At 41.4% G+C, this 16454-nt stretch carries 15 protein-coding genes; 4 read left to right on the plus strand and 11 right to left on the minus strand.

Features of this window, described 5'->3' with window-relative positions; translation table 11 throughout:
• Positions 1 to 147 precede the first annotated feature (147 nt).
• The 7 genes from AC59IL_RS29955 to AC59IL_RS29985 form a co-directional block, all read right to left on the minus strand.
• A complete protein-coding gene (locus tag AC59IL_RS29955; RefSeq protein ID WP_496555923.1) occupies positions 148 to 1242 on the minus strand; it encodes an efflux RND transporter periplasmic adaptor subunit in 1095 nt (364 codons plus the stop codon).
• Positions 1243 to 1255: 13 nt separating this feature from the next.
• Positions 1256 to 4405, minus strand: a complete 3150-nt coding sequence (locus AC59IL_RS29960) for an efflux RND transporter permease subunit (protein WP_496555924.1) — start codon at positions 4403 to 4405, stop codon at positions 1256 to 1258.
• A gap of 5 nt (positions 4406 to 4410) precedes the next feature.
• Complete coding sequence (locus AC59IL_RS29965; protein ID WP_496555925.1) at positions 4411 to 5793, minus strand: TolC family protein; 1383 nt, start codon at positions 5791 to 5793, stop codon at positions 4411 to 4413.
• Between the two features lie 64 nt (positions 5794 to 5857).
• Positions 5858 to 7123 carry a PorY family sensor histidine kinase gene (porY, locus tag AC59IL_RS29970; RefSeq protein WP_496555926.1) on the minus strand — a complete coding sequence of 422 codons (1266 nt, stop codon included), beginning with the start codon at positions 7121 to 7123 and terminating at the stop codon, positions 5858 to 5860.
• On the minus strand, positions 7120 to 7794 hold the full coding sequence (locus AC59IL_RS29975) for a response regulator transcription factor (protein WP_496555927.1): 675 nt from the start codon (positions 7792 to 7794) through the stop codon (positions 7120 to 7122). Before AC59IL_RS29975 ends, porY begins: the two co-directional genes overlap by 4 nt.
• A 280-nt stretch (positions 7795 to 8074) precedes the next feature.
• Complete coding sequence (locus AC59IL_RS29980; RefSeq protein WP_496555928.1) at positions 8075 to 8713, minus strand: DUF6266 family protein; 639 nt, start codon at positions 8711 to 8713, stop codon at positions 8075 to 8077.
• Positions 8714 to 9093: 380 nt separating this feature from the next.
• Positions 9094 to 9471 carry a hypothetical protein gene (locus tag AC59IL_RS29985; RefSeq protein WP_496555929.1) on the minus strand — a complete coding sequence of 126 codons (378 nt, stop codon included), beginning with the start codon at positions 9469 to 9471 and terminating at the stop codon, positions 9094 to 9096.
• Positions 9472 to 9478: 7 nt separating this feature from the next.
• Here AC59IL_RS29985 and AC59IL_RS29990 point away from each other — a divergent pair, with 7 nt between their 5' ends.
• Positions 9479 to 9844: a hypothetical protein gene (locus AC59IL_RS29990; protein WP_496556043.1), complete on the plus strand. Its 366-nt coding sequence runs from the start codon at positions 9479 to 9481 to the stop codon at positions 9842 to 9844.
• Here the strand turns inward: AC59IL_RS29990 and AC59IL_RS29995 are convergent.
• From AC59IL_RS29995 to AC59IL_RS30005, 3 genes are all read right to left on the minus strand, one after another.
• Positions 9759 to 9974, minus strand: coding sequence for a GDCCVxC domain-containing (seleno)protein (locus AC59IL_RS29995; protein ID WP_496555930.1), 216 nt, complete (start codon positions 9972 to 9974; stop codon positions 9759 to 9761). The genes AC59IL_RS29990 and AC59IL_RS29995 overlap by 86 nt on opposite strands.
• A 122-nt stretch (positions 9975 to 10096) precedes the next feature.
• Positions 10097 to 10582, minus strand: coding sequence for a hypothetical protein (locus AC59IL_RS30000; RefSeq protein WP_496555931.1), 486 nt, complete (start codon positions 10580 to 10582; stop codon positions 10097 to 10099).
• Positions 10583 to 10584: 2 nt separating this feature from the next.
• Positions 10585 to 11136, minus strand: coding sequence for a TlpA family protein disulfide reductase (locus AC59IL_RS30005; RefSeq protein WP_496555932.1), 552 nt, complete (start codon positions 11134 to 11136; stop codon positions 10585 to 10587).
• 143 nt (positions 11137 to 11279) lie between these two features.
• Between AC59IL_RS30005 and AC59IL_RS30010 the strand changes: the two genes are divergently transcribed.
• The 3 genes from AC59IL_RS30010 (at position 11280) to AC59IL_RS30020 (ending at position 13986) form a co-directional block, all read left to right on the plus strand.
• Positions 11280 to 11951, plus strand: coding sequence for a metalloregulator ArsR/SmtB family transcription factor (locus AC59IL_RS30010; protein WP_496555933.1), 672 nt, complete (start codon positions 11280 to 11282; stop codon positions 11949 to 11951).
• Positions 11952 to 12168: 217 nt separating this feature from the next.
• The gene (locus tag AC59IL_RS30015; RefSeq protein WP_496555934.1) at positions 12169 to 12618 is read left to right on the plus strand and encodes a rhodanese-like domain-containing protein; all 450 of its coding nucleotides are present in this window, start codon (positions 12169 to 12171) and stop codon (positions 12616 to 12618) included.
• A gap of 72 nt (positions 12619 to 12690) precedes the next feature.
• Positions 12691 to 13986 (plus strand): MFS transporter, encoded by a 1296-nt coding sequence (locus tag AC59IL_RS30020; protein WP_496555935.1) that lies wholly within the window; start codon positions 12691 to 12693, stop codon positions 13984 to 13986.
• Positions 13987 to 14276: 290 nt separating this feature from the next.
• On the opposite strand, the gene AC59IL_RS30025 is transcribed toward AC59IL_RS30020, so the two are convergent.
• Complete coding sequence (locus tag AC59IL_RS30025) at positions 14277 to 16397, minus strand: T9SS type A sorting domain-containing protein (protein ID WP_496555936.1); 2121 nt, start codon at positions 16395 to 16397, stop codon at positions 14277 to 14279.
• Positions 16398 to 16454 lie beyond the last annotated feature (57 nt).

The raw sequence follows: 16454 nt of genomic DNA on the forward strand, positions 1-16454 counted from the left end.
TTCTTTGAGTGGTGCGAATCAACTAATGATAAGTTAGAATTATCTGATACATAACGATTATTAATAGGTGATTACACTTATTATGCATAATCACAAATTGAAGAATGATGTAATGTGAATAACGGCTTTATGTAACTGTTACCTGACCTATTGTTTACTGCTCAACGATGCAACTACTTTTGTGCCTGGCTTTAACTCTTCGTTGCCCTTTAGTACCAATATATCCCCGGTTTGTAAATCGCCAAAAACTTCCTGCTTATCACCCATGTTAAACCCTGGTCTTACATCAACCCATTGTGTGTTATTATTCGAAATTTTTATCACAAATTTTTTTTCCAGCGTTGTTACTACTGCTGAAACCGGTACTGTAAACGATTGTTGTGGGCGCAGGAATTGCAGTTTTACATCTGCATAGCTTCCGGCTTTTAATTCCCCTGTTGTATTAGGAACTTCAAATTCCCAAACCTCACTGCGGGTGGCATTATCAATACTGCCTGCTTTACGAACCAGTTTAGCTTTAAACTTTTTGTCGGGCAGGGAACGTGTAGTTAATTCACCGGTATTATTCAACAAGGCGGCATTGGTATAAATTTCCGGCACGGCTACACTCAGTCTTAAGGTGGTATTATCCTGTAACTCAAACAACGGTTTTTCATTGGGGTTGCCAACAAATGAACCTACCACGATATTTCTTTTGGTAACAATGCCACTATAGGGTGCAACAACAGCCAGGTAATTTCCGATTTGCCGGTACGATGATGCTGCATATACCGCTGCATTGTAGTCTGAGCTATCGGCCATCATTTCATTTTTTGTTCTTTCCAACTCACTGGGGGCAATTACACCATCGGCTTTTGAAGCAGTGGAAATGCGTTCAAAATAATCTTTGCTGGATAGGTAACGCGACCTGGCTGCTTTCACTTTTTCATTTAACTCCTGTACACGGCTATTAATTTCCGGGGCATCAATCAAAGCCAGTACCTGTCCTTTATTCACTTTAGAACCGATATCTACATTCAGTTTTTTGATGTATCCCTGTGTTTTTGCTCTTATTTCAGCGTTTTCCTTTGGCAATAGTTCGCCCGGCAATGAAATCATTTTTTTTGCAGAATCCATTCCCAACACAAACGCTTTTACAGAATCTGGTTTTTCTTCGTTTTTTGGGGCATTTACCGGCTGCTGTTGTTGCTCATTACATGCTGTTATAGTAAGTAATAATGCAATGCCTGCAAAAATTCTCATAACTGGTATATTATTAAATATTGTTATCATAATAAACAGAGGTTTCATCATTAGGGTCAAGTGATACACCGGCTACACGTTTATTTCCAATTAATAAATCATATACCAATGGCACTAACCATAGGCTGATAAAAGTGCTGAATAATAATCCCCCGATTACCGCGATGGCTAACGGTGCGGTTTGTTTGCCGGTATCTCCCAATCCTAATGACATTGGTATCATGCCTGCTATCATGGCAACGCTTGTCATTACAATAGGGCGGAAGCGGTTGGCAGCGGCCTGCGCTCCGACCACACCGGTATTGTTTGGCCGGCGCCGTAGTTGTTCGGCATTTGCTACTAACAGAATGGCATTTGCCACTGCAACGCCTACCGCCATGATACACCCCATGAATGATTGAATATTCATCGTATTGCCGGTAATCCATAATAGCAACACAGACCCTGCCAATACACCAGGAAGTACAGATAACACGGTTAATGATAATTTGTATGATTGAAAATAAGCCGTGAGCATTAAGCCGATTACTACAATAGCCAATAATAAACCGGTCGACAATTCGTCGTTAATCTGGTACAAAATTTCGGGTTGCCCACGCAAATATACTTTAACGCCTTGCGGTAACTCTCCAAGTTTTTTGATAGCCCGGTTTACGTCTGTTACTGCTTTGCCTAAATCCTGTTTATACATGTTCGCTGTAAGGGTAATAAATCGTTGCTGGTTTATACGGTCATATTCACTAACAGAATTTGTTTTTTTCCATTCAGCAATATCTCTCAGGAAAATAGTATTGTCACCGGCTTTTCCAACCGGAATCTGATCTACCTGTTCCGGACTGTTCATTACAAATTGCGGATATTCTACCTGTACCTGGTAAGCGTTGCCGGAAGCTTTGTCTAACCAATACACCGGTGTGGTTAAGCGGCTGGAAGAAGTTCCTTCAACGACTGATTTACCGGCCTGTTCAACCGTTAAGCCCATTTGCCCGGTGCGTATGCGATCATAATTGATCTGGATAGTGGGATAATCTAATGATTGCGCCATCTGTACATCACGCAGGTAGGGTATTTGCGATAACGACTGGCTTAATTTACCGGCAATCTCCCGGCTCTGCGCTAAGTTTTTTCCCTGCACTACTATTTCAACAGGATTGTTAGCTCCCAGGCTCATTACCTGATCCACCAGATCAGCCGGTTCGAAAGAAACTGCAACACCAGGAATATTTTTTGCTATTGATGATCGTAATTGTTCTTTCAGGTTTTCAATAGGGATACCTGCACCTTTATTCAGGTTTACTTTAATTACGGCTTCGTGCGGGCCGCTTGTATACAGGAAAATAGGGTTGATTGCATAAGATTGAGGTTGTAATCCAACGAATGAAGAAGTGATTGCAATATTATTTTTGCCGGCTGCTTCTTCAATCAGCTGTAATGTTTTTTTGGTGGCATCTTCAGTACGCTCAATCCTTGTACCGGGCGGCATTCTTAGCCTTACCTGCAATTGGCCTGCGTCTATCTTGGGAAAGATTTCCGTTCCCGATTTTTTATACCCAACGTAAGCAATTGAGAGCACTAAAATAATTGTTACAGGTACTAATAACCAGGCCAGTTTGCGTGATCTTTGAATGTCGGCCGTTAATCTTTTTTTCAATCCCTCCAGGTTGGTTTTCTTATTGCCGGAAATTGTTTTTTTCATCAGCCGGTTACTCAAAACCGGTACCAGGGTTTGTGACAAAAGAAAAGAGGCAATCATAGCAAAGCCTACCGACATTGACAGTGGCAGGAACATTGACCTGGGTACACCCGACATAAATAAAGCCGGAACAAATACCGCCAGAATGCTAAGCAGGATCAGTATTTTGGGAACAGCAATTTCTTTACAGGCATCCCATATAGCTCTTGCCCTTGTTTTGCCCAACTCCAAATGATGGTGAATGTTTTCTATGGTAACTGTAGATTCATCTACCAAGATGCCTACAGCCAAAGCGAGGCCACCCAGCGTCATAATATTAATCGTTTGACCCGTTAAGTATAAACATACTACGGCAGTTAAAAGTGCTAATGGAATAGTGATGATTACAATAGCGGCGCTGCGGATGTCTCTTAAAAAGAGCAATACCATTAAGCCGGTTAATAATGCCCCCAGCAAACCTTCAAATAATAAGCTTTTAAGCGAATTAATTACATAGCCCGACTGGTCAAATTCATAAGAAACTTTTATATCGTTCGGAATAGCTGCCTGCATATCAGGTAAAGCTTTTTTAACAGCCTGCACTACATCCCAGGTAGAGGCATCGGCTCTTTTGGTAACGGGAATATATACCGAACGTTTGCCATTGATTAATGCATAACCCGTAGTAACATCTGCTCCATTATCTACAGTAGCAAGGTCTCTTACTAAAACGGGCGTTCCGTTGCTATTCTTTACGGTTACATTTTCCAGTTCCTTAAAATTATCTACCACGCTGTTAGAAGAAGTAATAATGGCCTTATCATTTACCCGGATATTCCCGGCAGGTAAAATAGGGTTGTTTTTAGCAATGGCCGTTGCTACTTCATCGGCTGTAATATTGTAACTTCTTAGCCTTTCGGGGTCGGCTTTAATAACAATTGTACGCTGGTTGCCACCAAAAGGCGGGGGTGCCGAAACACCCTGCAATGCCGCAAACATGGGGCGCACTTTAAACAGCGCCAAATCCTGGATTTCGTTTAAGGAACGTTCTTCGCTGCTAAACACCAGTTGCCCTACGGGAACAGAACCGGCATCGTACCGCATTACAAATGGAGGCAGTGTACCAGGGGGCATAAAAGAACGTGCGCGGTTTACATAGGAAATTACTTCTGCCATTGCATTGGCCATATTGGTGCCTTCGTGAAATTGTAATTTAAGTAAAGCCAAACCCTGGATGGATTTGCTCTCTACCGCTTTAATACCGGTGATATACAAAAAATGATACTCATAATAGGATGTAATAAATCCTTCCATTTGTTGGGGTGATAATCCGCCATAGGTTTGCGCCACATAAATCGTAGGCGTATTAACAGCAGGGAATATATCTATTGCTGATTTTCTGATGGCCAGAATAGAGAACAGCAGAATGCCCACCACAAATACGATTATTGTAATTGGCTTACGAAGGGCAAATTGTATTAACCGGAGCATTGTATTTACTTAATTTCATTTAGAAAAACATTGGCGTCACCTTTTATCGCAGCTTGCAGCAATAAGGCTTTCCATGCATCCCAGTAGGCCTGCTTTACATCCAATTCAGCTTTCAATAAATTGTATTGCGCCTGGATCAAATCTGCAAAATTTACCAGTCCTGTATTGTATCTTGTTTGTATGGCGCTAAAAGCATAACGTCCCGATTTAAGCTGTTGTTCTGTTTCTGCGGCCACTGCCAGACTATTCTGATAAGTTGTGTTGGCAATATGTTGTTGCGTGGTAAGCGTTGCTTTTTCTTCCATCAATCTTTCCCCGGTGGCTTTTGACAAAAGGTTTTGTTGCTGAATCTGGCGTTTCACCTCACCATATTTCATTATAGGAAAAGCAAGCTGCAGGCCAGCTCCATAATTGTACCGGCTTAAGCTCAATCCATCCCATGTTTTTATTGATCCATCTGCCGGAAATCCCGAACCCCTTGCAAAAGCAGTTCCCCATACGGTTAATTTAGGCAGATATGATTTCTTTAAGAGTTGTTCTTTTGACTGGCTTAATAGAAGCTGACTCTGCGCATACTTTATAACAGGATGGTCGGTAAATGACGTGTCGTTGCCTGTTAACATCTGCGGTAATTTATTCAGGAAGCTGGTATCTGCCGGCACGGGTAACGCATCTGTTACTATGGCCTGGGCTAACAGCCATTGCCCGGTTTGTAATTGTTTTTGTGCCTTCAGCCAATCAGTTTTTGCTTTGGAAAGTTCTGATAAAAATAAGGCGGTGTCAACGCCTGGCTTAATGCCACTATTAGCCAATACCCTGCTTTGTTTAAGATTCGTTTGAACCCGCTCTATGTTGTGCTGATGTACAGTAACCAGATCGTAAGTTAGCAATACATCCAGATAGGCGCTTATTACATTAATTGTATGAAGGAATAAATCCTGCTGAAAGCCTGAATTTTGCGTATTGGCTTCGGCCATAGCCAAATTAATTTGAGCATTACGCTGGCCAAAGGTTATTGCCTGCCAGTTTAATAATACACTGGCGGCACTACCTGTTGCCGGGTTATAATTGTTGCCGGAAGAAGGTGGACCGCTCATAGGCAAAATGCCGTTTGGGTAAAATACACCTATAAGATTATTAGCAGTAGCAACACCGGCCTGATAAGTAGCGTCAATAGCAGGCAACCTGCTATATTTTACCACTTCTACATTTTTAGTAGCAGCGGCTGCCTCATATTTCCGGGCCTGCAATAAATGATAATTTTTTTCGGCCAACAGGATAGCACCTTTCAGATGGATCAGTGTATCGACCTGGTTTTGCGCCATTGCGTTACAACAAAGCATTAATGCGCCTGCCAGCTTAAACCATTTCATCTCTTTGTATAACATGTTGGGCTATGAATTTGTGGCCCTAAAGCTATTAGAAGATTTTGGAGAAAATTAGGCAGGTACTTTACTTAAAGATTATCGTTAATTTGTGCCAGCCGCTATTGTACTCATAAGTAATTTCATAATGGTACAAATGGCAGATTTGTTTTACCAGGGCCAACCCAAGGCCGGTTGTTTTAGTTTGATGAGAGCCTTTTTTAAATCGTTCAAATAGTTCTTCGGGGTTAATTTCCAGTGGAGACCCTGTGTTTTCAATAATGAACCGGCCGGGTTGCAGCGTAATATTAATTTCCCCATCTGCTTTGTTATGAATAATGGCATTGTTTACCAGATTGGAAATTAATATTTCAATTAATGAACGGTTTGCTTTGACAATTACACTGCTCTCAATATTAGTCGTTAATGCAGGGAAATTATCGTAATGAAGTTTAAAATTATTTAATATCTGTTGAAGTATGGGGGTGATGTTGGTTTCTTCTGTGTCAGGAAACTGGCTATTTTCAATTTTTGCCAACAACAATAATGTACGGTTCATTTGACTTAACCGGTCGTTTGCTTCTGTAATATCGCCTAACAGGGAAGCTGCTTTTTCGGTAAGATCAGGCCGGTTGATAAGTAATTCCAGTTTTGATCGTATGATTGCCAAAGGGGTTTGTATTTCATGAGAGGCATTTTCTACAAACTGTTTTTGATTATGATAAGCGCTGTTTACTTTGTCAATCAGGTTGGTAAGTGTTTTGTTTAATTCATCAAATTCCGTGGTGCCCGTTTGTGCTGGTAATGCTAAGGATTGGTTGCGGGTAATATCATATTCATTCATTTTTGTCATTGTGGTGAAAAATGGTTTCCAAAGAAGGCCGGAGCTTTTACGGTTTAAATTAACAATGGCAATAAGAAGCAGAAAAAGAATTAATGCTTCTGCTAAAAATACTTTTATAATCAGATGGGAAATTTCAGTAGAAGAACTATACGTTGTTACCAGCCAGGTTTTGCCCTTCCATGAAAACCGGCCGGTCAATATTTCAAAAGGCAATGATTGTTTTTTGTCGGCATAATAAACGGTTGTGTCCTTCGGCTTATTTAATTCAATATCAGAACCCGATTTGCCCTCGGTAATGTCATATTCACCAGTTACGTGCATTGCAACGTTTCCAGCGCTTGTTATAAATGTATTCCATATATTAAGCTGTTTAAGCAGCAATTGCTTTTCCTGCATGTGATGTGCCTGCATCTTCATTAAAAGATAAAATACAAGGGAACAGCCCAGTAAAACAACAGGCAGCCATATCAATAAAAAACGGGTATTCCTTTGAAGTAACGGTTTGCTCATAATGACAATTTATAACCTAATCCATACACGGTTTGAATGAGATCATCACATCCTTTTTCTTTTAATTTCTTTTTCAGGTTTTTAATTTGTGAATAAACAAAATCAAACGACGGCATATTGTCTGACTGATCGCCATATATATGTTCTGCAATCGCTTGCTTACTGACCACCCGGTTTTTATTATTTAAAAGATATGCCAACAGATCAAATTCATTTTTGGTAAGCGCAACTTTTTGTTGGCTGCAGGTTACATTTCGCGATAACAGGTCTAATTGAAGGTTACCCAACTCAAGAATATTTGTGCCCTGCGCATATTTTCTGCGAATTAAAGCCTTTACCCTTGCGTTGAGTTCTGACAGATGAAATGGTTTAGTGATATAGTCATCTGCACCCAAATCAAGGCCGGCAATTTTATCATTTAAAGAATTCCTCGCAGAAATAATTATTACACCATCCTCCTTTTTATACTGGCGAAGGTATTGAAGCAGCTTAAGGCCGTTGCCATCCGGCAGGTTTATATCAAGAAGAATACAGTCATAAGTAAAATCCTCCACTTTACGAACAGCCTCTGCATACGTAGTAACCCCCTCACAAAGGAAATCTTCCTGTGTAAAATATTCCTGGATACTTTGTAATAAGCTGGACTCATCTTCTATTACCAGCAGTTTCATATGCTAAATTTACCGCTAAACTACTGGTTAAATTTGGAGAAATTTAGAGAGGCGAATTTCTACGTAATAATCTGTTTTTGAAGAATGATGGAATGTGAATTACGCTTTATGTAACTGTTATTTGTCCGGTATAAAATGTTGCAAGTTCCAGGTTATATGGTCCGGAGCGATCCCGAATTGTCGGGTTACAGTGGCTCAACTAAAGTATTTTGCCCGGTTATGTATACTCCTGAAACCTGTAACCTGAAACTTGCAACGTTAGGATAAGGTGCGTATACCATTACGTGATGGTTACCTCGCCGGCATATACGCTGTCTGATACTTCAGACCCGTCGGCCGAGATAAAGGCAACCCAGGTGTGCACCACCTGTCCACCAAAGCCGGGCATTTCCAGCTCAGCGGTACCGGCGCTGCGTGGCGGGCCATCTATCGTATACGCACTAACCTTCATGGCTTCGCAATGCGCAATCAGAATGGCCTTGTCGCCGGGCCTGGATTTGCCAATACCATTACCCGTGGTCCAGGTAAACGTAATGGTATCAGTTTTTGCAGATGAAGCGGTAGGTTTAAAAACCTGCCTGATTTCGCCACGGCATAACAGCACCTGACTGTAGTCGATGCCATAGTCGGGAAACTGACCCGTAATAGCGAACTTCATCAGGTTTCTTACCGCGGCATTAAAGCCTGTCATCTTAACCGTTAAGTCGCGATAACATGGAGTTACCACTTCTTTAACGGTGCGCATAAACTGACCTGCTACGGTCATTTTAGCCCTTTGCTCCTGTTGTTTTTTAGAAGGGGGCTTGCTCGATTCGGATGGACGCTCTTTTACAACGGATTTGTTTTTCCATTTTGAAATAGTTACGTTTCCTACTTTTCCCGAAACGTTACCAAGAGGTCCTTGTTTGATTCGTCCCATAAAACATGATTTTGAAAGTGAACAAATTGGTTTACTAACGGAAACAAACCTTTGAAGTAACCGGTATATCCATTGGCCGATTTCCATCACAAACATAAAGCGGTAAAAAAAGGGGCCATTCGCAATTGCTCACATTCGCTCACTTTTACTCATTAATACTCGTTTATACTCACATTTGTCCGCTTTTGGCGTATTTGTCGCCTGATTACAGCCTGTTATGTGCCCTTTTGTTTATAGCTGATAACCTGCTCCCTGTAGATTGCTTTTGGGAAATACTTTGTACGTATAGGCTCTGAATACAGAATTGAGAAGTGAGGATTTTAATGGTTTGGTGCCTTGTTGGTGCCCTCCTGGTGCCCTCGGCTTGCCCTCGTGGTGCCTTATTGTTGCCCTCCGCTTGCCCTTTTGGTGCCCCCCTGGTGCCCTTCGCGTGCCCCCGGCGTGCCCTTCTGTTCGTATTTGCGTGCTATTGGCTTGCCCTTTTGTTGCCCTTTTCGTGCCCTAAGGGGGCATGGAGAGGGCACGGCAATACGACCACAATACGACCACAACCCCACGGAAGTGGCAACCGTGTGCTTCAAAACGGCAGGTGGATTTCCTGAAAAATCCCAAAAGCCTGAAATTTTTGTTTCTAATGACCAATAAACCGGAATACTAAAAAGAGGGGAGTATTGCTTTACATAAAGCAACAAAAACGGGTAGTAAGTAAAATTGTACTTAATGCGGCAGCAGAAAGGCATACCGGCTTTTGGCAACATAAGTTTCATGTTGCAAAAAGCCGGTATGCCTGTACAAAAGATCAATCTTCCGGTTCATCTTCACCATACATTACAGCGAGTGCTTTACGAATATCTGCTTCGTCGTAGTGGAAAAAATGGCCTGCCAGTATACGTTTTACCACCTGCATCGTCTGGCCCTTATTCGCATTTATCTTTCACCAAATGCAGGGTGGACCTGGTTTTGATGCCGCAACCGGGTCGTCGAAAATCTCATTGCTTTTTATGTCCTGAACCGGAAGGGCAGGAATGTTTTTTTCATTTTCATATTATTTACAACAAGATTTATTTATCTGTTTTGGCGGGCAGACCACTGTGCCATAGCTGCAAAACACACAACAATCTTCCTGCTTAGGTTTTAGTAAGGCTTCGCAATTGGTACACTTATAGAAGTATTGGCAGGCATCTGTTGGCATGGTTTCTTCCTTCTGAAAACCGCAGATGGGGCAAGTGATTGTTGATTGTAGTGTTAGTTTTTTTTCCATTCTATCTTAATGACTTACGCATCTACCTTAAAGCTCAAATTTGAAATTGCCCCTCCTGGCAAACCGGATGCCTTTAACCGCTATCCCGAAGGAAAAGTTCACCGCAAGTAGATAATGACGTATTAGTCGGCCAATTTATGTTTTTTTACAATGACAGGTAGTTCAAAATTAATAGTTCTGGGAAAGAGACAGGTTTTGGCATTACATGCCTGGTATCTGATTCTGACTTTCACGAAGTACCTGCCTTCTTTAGTGGTAGTCATTGCTTTGATCGGTAATTGAACGATAAAAATGCTGTCAAAGACGTTCAGCGCTTCTTCAGTACCTTCCAGGCGAAACAATTGGTAAGGAGGAAAAAACGGTTTATTTATAAAAAAGAACCGGTTTGGGGTTGCCTCTAACGAAACAGGAATCAGTGATTCATTGGTTACCTTATTGGCCTGGATATGATAACCTTCTTTAACCTTAACACGTATAATTGCAACGCTTTTCTTTCCGGATATTAATAAGGAGTTATCTACAGATACACTTACTATATCTTTTTCTGTTACCTGTAGAGGATTCATCCCTATAAAACAGGCAATAAGTATGATGCTCCAAAAGATCATAGTTATTGTTGACTGAGTAATTCATCCAGTTTTTTGCGGGCGCTGATGAGTTTGGCATCAAACGCAGCAGTATTCAGTAAAGAATAGAAACAGATTTTCCCTTCCTTGTCAATGATCATGTTTGAGGCTAAAACCACTTCATCTCTTGCCAGGTCGGGCAAAACACCTGTTGGAGAAAAGGCTGTAGCCACTTTCCCATCTTCGTCTAATAATACAGGAAATGAAAAATTAAACCGCTTAAGAGATTGTGTTACCAGTTCCTTACTTTCTTTTACATCAATGATTAATACCTGTACTCCCTTGTCTTTGTACGACTGGTAAAGCGTTTCCAGGTTGGGGGCTTCTGCGTTGCAGAAAGGACACCATGTGGTAGCAAAATGAATCATCACCAACTTGCCTTTCAATTGTGCCAGTGAATAGTTATTGCCATCAACACCTTTCAATTCAAAGGAAGGAGCTGGCTGCCCGATCATGGGTTGTTTATCCTGGGCATGTAATGCAGTGCCTGCACATACAATAAGCATGATGCCAATGAATGCTAAAGTATATTTCATGTTTTGCCTGTTTTTCTGTGTTTTATCAGGCTAAGGCTTTTTATTCACTCATTGGAAGAAAGCAAAAGGGAGATTATTTTTATCTATTCAATAATTATATTGAATAGTTGAATTTACGTACTTTTAGTGAACAATTGTAAAAAATGGAGAAAAGAATTTTTAAGGATAAGGCATATTCCATCCTGGCGACAATGATCAAAGCAATGGCCAACCCTCACCGGCTGGAAATTGTGGATTTGCTGGGACAAGGCGAAAAATCAGTAGAAGAAATAGCGGATGAAACCAGCATGTCTGTTGCCAATACATCACAACATCTTCAGGTATTAAAGGCTGCCAACCTGGTAGAAATCAGACGGGAAGGAAATTTTATTCACTATAAACTGGCTCATGAAGAAATATATAAATCATGGCAAACGCTAAGGGAGTTGGGGCTGAAACATATAGCAGAAATGGAAAAGCTTATAAAAGATTTTCGGGAAAAACGCAACAGCCTCGAAGCGCTTAGAATGGAAGAATTATTAACGAGGATGAAATCAAAAAATGTAGTTGTGCTGGATGTTCGCCCGGTGGAAGAATTTAAAAATGGCCATATTCCCGGAGCAATCAATATTCCTTTCGAGGGACTTTCAGCAAGAATTAAAAAACTGCCAAAGAATAAAGAATATGTTGCTTACTGCAGAGGCCCTTTCTGTGTGTTTGCAGATGAAGCGGTGAACCTGCTTGTCAAGAAAGGTTTTAAAGCCAAGAGGCTTATTGAAGGCTTTCCGGACTGGAAAATGCAAGGGTTGCCTGTTGAAATTCCTGAAGAATCTTAAAACCATTTTATTATGCAAAACATTCCCACCATAACAACCGATGCACTCAGGCAATACCACCAACGCCACCCAACTTTCTTGTCATTGCTGAAAAAAATATTCTGGGGAATTACGAAGGCATCAACCCTGTTGACGTAGAAGCGGGTGCTAACAGATGTGCTGTATCTTAAAACAATAGCTATTACATAATTCGACCTGGTTTTATAAAATTAATAATATGAAATACAAATTCTTTCTGCCATTAGTCGCGGCTCTTTTACTTTCAGTACTGGCATTGAACAGTTTCAGGCAAAGAAACGATGGTGAACCCTGGACTTCCAAACAGTTGCTTGCACCAGCCGATTTAGCGAAAATCATTAACAACCCGTCGGAAAAGCAACCTGTAATTTTAAGCATTGGCCCTGGTGCGATTATCAAAGGCTCAATTGACATAGGCCCTGTTAAAGAAAAAGAAAATTTCGATAAACTAAAGCAGCAACTCAATAAACTATCTAAAGATGAAAACATTGTTATCTATTGCGGGTGTTGTCCTTTCGAGCATTGCCCCAATATCCGGCCTGCATTTAAGTTGCTAAATGATATGAATTTCACAAATCACAAATTGCTAAACCTCGAACACAATATAAAAATTGACTGGATAAACAAAAATTATCCAACGATGCAATAATGGTTTGTTCGTTATTGCTTTACCGGCTTCATATGTATTGAAATTATTTCGATTTAAAATGCTATTAACAGGATGCCAGTGAAATTAGGTTTAAAAGAAAACTGGAAGCAGTTTACATTATTAGTAATTATAAACGCTTTTGTCGGAGGGATGGTTGGTTTAGAAAGAAGCATCCTCCCCCGTATTGCTGAAGTGGAATTTCATGTTGCTGCCAAAACAGCCATCTTTTCATTTATTATCGTTTTCGGCATAGTAAAGGCAATCACAAATTATTTCACTGGTGCTTTGGCAAATAAAGCAGGAAGAAAAAAACTCTTAACTATTGGCTGGCTTTTTGGAATTCCGGTTCCGTTTGTTTTGATGTTTGCCAATAGCTGGAACTGGATTGTTGCTGCAAACGTTATGTTAGGTATAAACCAGGGCCTTACCTGGAGCAGTACCGTAGTGATGAAGATTGATTTGGTGGGTGAAAAGCAAAGAGGTTTTGCAATGGGACTAAATGAATTTGCCGGGTACGTTGCCGTTGCTGTGGTTGCATTTTGCACAGGATGGATTGCTTCCCTTTACGGGTTACGTCCTTATCCTTTTTATATTGGCATTGTATTGGCATTTGCAGGTTTTCTGGCAAGCTGGTTATTGATAAAAGATACCAAACATCATGTTTCTTACGAAACAACTAAAAGCAACATTCCCCGGTTAAAAAGGATTTTTTGGGAAACAACCTGGAAGAATAAGAATCTTGGTTCAGTAACGCAGGCAGGTTTAATCAATAATTTAAATGATGGTATGGCATGGGGGCTGTTCCCTGTTTTGCTGGCATCAAAAGGTTTTACTATTGGGCAAATCGGAATTGTAACCGCAGTTTATCCTGCCGTATGGGGAATTGGGCAATTGTTTACCGGAAGGATGGCTGACTATTTCTGCAAGAAAGATTTACTTTTTGGGGGAATGTTATTGCAGGGTTTGGCATTGGTTACCCTGGTATTTGCCGAAACAATGACTCACTTTATTATCCTTTCCTCTATTCTTGGTTGGGGAACAGCAATGGTATATCCTACATTTCTTGCAACAGTAGCAGAAAACACCCATCCGGCAGACAGGGCAAATAGCCTGGGAGTGTTTCGTCTTTGGAGGGATATGGGTTACGCTATTGGGGCTATTCTTACGGGTGCTGTAGCGGATGCCTTTGGCATCAAAGCATCTGTTTTGGTTATTGGAATACTGACCCTTTCTTCAACAATAATTATTTTTTTCCGGATGAAATGCCATAATCTTTCAGGAATAAAAATAGTTGACTGGGCTTTTAATTTATTTGGAAAAAAGCGACGGAGTATAGAAGCAATTGCATTTCAGGAATTCTTAAAGTGACAAGCCGCTAAAAAATGTACAGTCAGTTTTTTTTAAAAAAACAAATGCTATACTATAACAAATTGATTATAAATTATTTGCAAGTGCGCTCTTAGAAAAAGATTCTTATTTTGATGCATTGCTGCTAAATAGAGAGATCGGGTGCGGGTGTATGTTTGATCCGGAGCGGGTAGAATTAAAATTATCGTTTTAAAGAGATGGTTATTCAGGTTGCTCAAAAAAGAAACCCTGTATAAAACAGGGCTTCTCTTTTTGATATATCCACTTAAGCTATGCAAACAATATATTACCTACTTCACGATCATCAGCCTGCCCGTATACGTTTTGCCACCTGCATTGATGATATAATAATACGCGCCTGCGCGTAATTGCGCTGCAGGAACGGCGACTTTGTATTGGCGGCCGGCGACTGCATTGCCTTTGAACAATACTTTTTCGCAAATGCCTAAAGCATTATACATGTTAACGGTTACCGGCGTGTTACCGGGCGAGGCAAACTCAATTACTCCGTTGCTTGTAACCGGGTTGGGATACGCTGTAAAGGTGAACTTCGTAACAGCAGTGCCGGCCGTTGTGCTTTCAGTGGTAGTTGCTTTGCGGCCTAAACAAGCTGAATAATCTTCCGTTACTTCAGTGAATGCTGTAGCGGTACAACCGTTACTCTGGTCAGTTACGGTTGCGATATAAAAACCCGGGATGCCTGTAGTAACAGCAGGTGCAAAATCAACAAAATCCTCGGGGCCTATCCATAAATAAGCTGCATTAGCTGTTGTAGTATTAGCCGATAAGGAAACGGTTGAATTGGTGCAACTTAACGGACTTGTATTTGCAATAGTAATTACGGGAGTTGTAGTATTTTCCACCACCGTGGTAGATTTACTTGCCTGGCAACCATTCACCTGGTTGGTGGCTGTTAATGTGTAAAGGCCCCCATGTATAACGGTAGCCGTTGATGAAGCCGCACTATATCCGTTAGGACCGGTCCACAGGTACAAAACGTTCGAAGAAGAAGATATACCCGATAGCGTAACATTGGGGGTTAAACAGGTAATGCTGCCTGGATTGTTCATGGAAATTTCAACGGGAGCCGTGGTATTTATCGTTACCATAACATTGGCTGTATCGGTACAAGCCTTTGTGGGTTCGGTTACCAGCAGGGTATAGGTGCCTGCAGCACTTACAGTTGGGTTTTGTTCTGTAGCAGTAAAGCCGTTGGGGCCAAACCAGTTATAAGTTGCACCCGTTAAAGACGAAGTGCCATTGAGTGTTACGGTATTATTTGTACAGGTGATCATGTTATTACCGGCAACGCCTGCCTGTAAATCAACACCACTTGCACCGGTTACGGTAACATTGTCGAAGTAATAAAATTCATTAGATTCTGTAGCCCTGGCTCTGATGATTATCTGAACGGTGCTACCCGACAGTGGCCCCGTTGATTCAGTGGTGTAATTTTCATAATTGTTATTAATAGCGCCGATATTTTCGCCGAACAAAACTTCGGGGCCGCCATCCAGTTTATAATATAGTTTTAAGTAATCGCCGATCGACGTAGTATCTGCTTCGAACATGCCACCTGAAGTAACATAACTGCGAACATGTACGGCAATTCCTACGTTTGCTTTGCCGGCAATATTTATCGCCTGCGTTGTAAAGATGCCTTCTTTACCGGCGCCCATATTGCCTGCCCTGAATTCATAGTTTATAGGGCTGAACTTAGTGGTAGTGGTTCCGTTATGTGTTGCAGTCCATCGATACAGGCCCGTATCGATACGTGTGGTGCCATCGGGTACCGTAAAATTTGCCGCCCATATGGTGTTGATGGTAGCAGAAGTTACTTCAGCTGTTTTGGAAGTGGAACATCCGTTCACCGGGTCGGTTACGGTAACGGTGTAAGTGCCGGGATAAATGACTCCTGTTGGCCGTTGTGATGTGCTGGTAAAATAATATGGGCCAACCCAGCTATACTGAACATTGGGCGTTTGGGAAGTTGCAAATAGCGAAGCGCCCGGTATACAGGCGATTGAGCTGCCAAAAGCGGTAGCATCGGGACAGGTTAAGTACTCGGTAACAGTTACACTGGCTTTACCCGATCCTGTTGAACCGGTAACTTTTACCGTATAGGTTCCCGTTGCTGTAATGGTGGGATTTTGTAAATCAGATTCGAAACCATTGGTGCTTGTCCAGTGATAAGTAACGCCTGTTACTGTAGTGTTCGCATATAAGGTGATTGATTTAATGGCGCAGGTAAGCAGTCCATTGTTGTCTGCCGAAGCCGTAACAGGTATAGTAGTTCCTGTACCTGCATATGGCTCATTTGTTTCGTTTGCCAAATTTCCGAAACGCGGTGTGGCCTGTAGCCGGTTACCCGCAAATGCAAATAATAAAGCTGTGATGAGTAACTGTTTCATAGTGATCTGAACTTTAGGGTTTGGTTAAAATAAAATCCCCCCGATGCATCGGGGGGA

The sequence above is a fragment of the Niastella sp. sgz303648 genome, assembly GCF_059587045.1.

Coding starts and splice junctions, on each gene's coding strand:
- AC59IL_RS29955 (WP_496555923.1), bottom strand. CDS start 1,242: ATGAGAATTTTTGCAGGCATTGCATTATTACTTACTATAACAGCATGT.
- AC59IL_RS29960 (WP_496555924.1), bottom strand. CDS start 4,405: ATGCTCCGGTTAATACAATTTGCCCTTCGTAAGCCAATTACAATAATC.
- AC59IL_RS29965 (WP_496555925.1), bottom strand. CDS start 5,793: ATGTTATACAAAGAGATGAAATGGTTTAAGCTGGCAGGCGCATTAATG.
- porY (WP_496555926.1), bottom strand. CDS start 7,123: ATGAGCAAACCGTTACTTCAAAGGAATACCCGTTTTTTATTGATATGG.
- AC59IL_RS29975 (WP_496555927.1), bottom strand. CDS start 7,794: ATGAAACTGCTGGTAATAGAAGATGAGTCCAGCTTATTACAAAGTATC.
- AC59IL_RS29980 (WP_496555928.1), bottom strand. CDS start 8,713: ATGGGACGAATCAAACAAGGACCTCTTGGTAACGTTTCGGGAAAAGTA.
- AC59IL_RS29985 (WP_496555929.1), bottom strand. CDS start 9,471: ATGTTGCCAAAAGCCGGTATGCCTTTCTGCTGCCGCATTAAGTACAAT.
- AC59IL_RS29990 (WP_496556043.1), top strand. CDS start 9,479: ATGTTGCAAAAAGCCGGTATGCCTGTACAAAAGATCAATCTTCCGGTT.
- AC59IL_RS29995 (WP_496555930.1), bottom strand. CDS start 9,974: ATGGAAAAAAAACTAACACTACAATCAACAATCACTTGCCCCATCTGC.
- AC59IL_RS30000 (WP_496555931.1), bottom strand. CDS start 10,582: ATGATCTTTTGGAGCATCATACTTATTGCCTGTTTTATAGGGATGAAT.
- AC59IL_RS30005 (WP_496555932.1), bottom strand. CDS start 11,136: ATGAAATATACTTTAGCATTCATTGGCATCATGCTTATTGTATGTGCA.
- AC59IL_RS30010 (WP_496555933.1), top strand. CDS start 11,280: ATGGAGAAAAGAATTTTTAAGGATAAGGCATATTCCATCCTGGCGACA.
- AC59IL_RS30015 (WP_496555934.1), top strand. CDS start 12,169: ATGAAATACAAATTCTTTCTGCCATTAGTCGCGGCTCTTTTACTTTCA.
- AC59IL_RS30020 (WP_496555935.1), top strand. CDS start 12,691: ATGCCAGTGAAATTAGGTTTAAAAGAAAACTGGAAGCAGTTTACATTA.
- AC59IL_RS30025 (WP_496555936.1), bottom strand. CDS start 16,397: ATGAAACAGTTACTCATCACAGCTTTATTATTTGCATTTGCGGGTAAC.